The organism is Streptococcus sp. 1449 (assembly GCF_013276805.1).
In the GTDB taxonomy this organism is placed as follows: domain Bacteria; phylum Bacillota; class Bacilli; order Lactobacillales; family Streptococcaceae; genus Streptococcus; species Streptococcus pseudopneumoniae.
This window is the reverse complement of record NZ_VMLS01000076.1, coordinates 1-1,516: the sequence shown is the minus strand read 5'-3', so window position 1 is coordinate 1,516 and position 1,516 is coordinate 1. Positions and strand designations below refer to the sequence as shown.

Below are 1,516 nucleotides of genomic sequence, written 5' to 3'. Positions count from 1 at the left end.
GGTTCTGGAAAATCCACTCTTATCCGCACCATCAATGGTTTGGAGGCTGTTGACAAGGGAAGTCTTCTAGTCAATGGCCACCAAGTTGCTGGTGCCAGCCAGAAAGATTTGGTGCCTCTTCGTAAGGAAGTCGGCATGGCTTTCCAGCATTTTAACCTCTATCCGCATAAAACAGTGTTAGAAAACGTAACACTCGCACCCATAAAAGTTCTAGGAATTGATAAAAAAGAAGCTGAAAAAACAGCTCAAAAATATCTGGAATTTGTAAATATGTGGGATAAAAAAGATTCTTATCCAGCCATGCTATCTGGTAGACAAAAACAACGAATCGCCATTGCTCGTGGACTCGCTATGCATCCTGAACTCCTTCTCTTTGATGAGCCAACATCTGCTCTTGACCCTGAAACCATCGGCGATGTTCTAGCGGTTATGCAAAAATTGGCCCACGATGGTATGAATATGATTGTCGTTACCCATGAAATGGGCTTTGCCCGTGAAGTTGCTGACCGCATCATTCTCCCTCCTTTGACCAACCAAATTGTCAACCTCATCAAGAACACCTCAACAGTCGCTATCATCTCTGGAGTGGACTTGATGTTTGTGACCAAGTCTTGGTCAGCACTTAACGGAAACTACATTCCAGCCTTTCTAGGCGCTGCCCTTCTCTACTTTTCTCTATGCTTCCCTGTTGCCCAGTTTGGTCGCAAGATGGAACAAGCTAATAAAAAAGCCTATTCACTTTAGGAGGTTACTATGGAATCCATTTTAGAAGTTTTGACCCCAGATAACCTAGTCTTTATCTTTAAAGGATTTGGCTTGACCCTCTACATTTCTCTGATTGCCATCGTCCTCTCTACCCTTATCGGTACGGTGCTAGCTGTCATGAGAAATGGCAAAAATCCTGTCTTGCGCATTATTTCCAGCATTTATATCGAATTTGTGCGCAACGTTCCCAACCTTCTCTGGATCTTTACTATCTTTTTAATTTTCAAGATGAAATCCACTCCAGCAGGAATCACTGCCTTCACACTCTTTACATCAGCGGCTTTAGCTGAGATTATCCGAGGCGGTCTCAATGCCGTAGCCAAGGGGCAGTACGAAGCAGGAATGTCACAAGGCTTCACTTCAGCCCAAATCCTCTACTACATCATTCTCCCACAAGCCATTCGTAAAATGCTGCCAGCCATCATTTCTCAGTTTGTAACCGTGATTAAGGATACCAGTCTCCTCTACTCTGTTATCGCCCTACAAGAACTCTTTGGAGCCAGCCAAATTCTCATGGGCCGTTATTTCGAACCAGAGCAGGTCTTCAGTCTTTATATACTGATTGCCCTCATCTACTTCAGCTTTAACCTAGCCATTTCGAGCCTGTCTCATATGCTAGCAAAACGTTGGCAACAAGCTGCAGAATAATACTCTTCGAAAATCTCTTCAAACCACGTCAACTTCTCCTTGCCGTATGTATGGTTACTGACTTCGTCAGTTTCATCTACAACCTCAAAACCATGTTTTGAGC

At 43.8% G+C, this 1,516-nt stretch carries 2 protein-coding genes; both read left to right on the top strand.

Annotated features, from left to right (window positions below):
- Positions 1 to 744, top strand: a 744-nt coding sequence (locus HT687_RS10595) for an ATP-binding cassette domain-containing protein (RefSeq protein WP_188108679.1), incomplete at its 5' end; no start/stop codon positions are given.
- A gap of 9 nt (positions 745 to 753) precedes the next feature.
- Positions 754 to 1,413: an amino acid ABC transporter permease gene (locus HT687_RS10590; RefSeq protein ID WP_000443886.1), complete on the top strand. Its 660-nt coding sequence runs from the start codon at positions 754 to 756 to the stop codon at positions 1,411 to 1,413.
- The last annotated feature ends 103 nt before the right edge of the window (positions 1,414 to 1,516 follow it).

Excerpts from the sequence above, each read along its gene's own strand:
- HT687_RS10590 (WP_000443886.1), top strand. The coding sequence starts at position 754 with ATGGAATCCATTTTAGAAGTTTTGACCCCAGATAACCTAGTCTTTATC.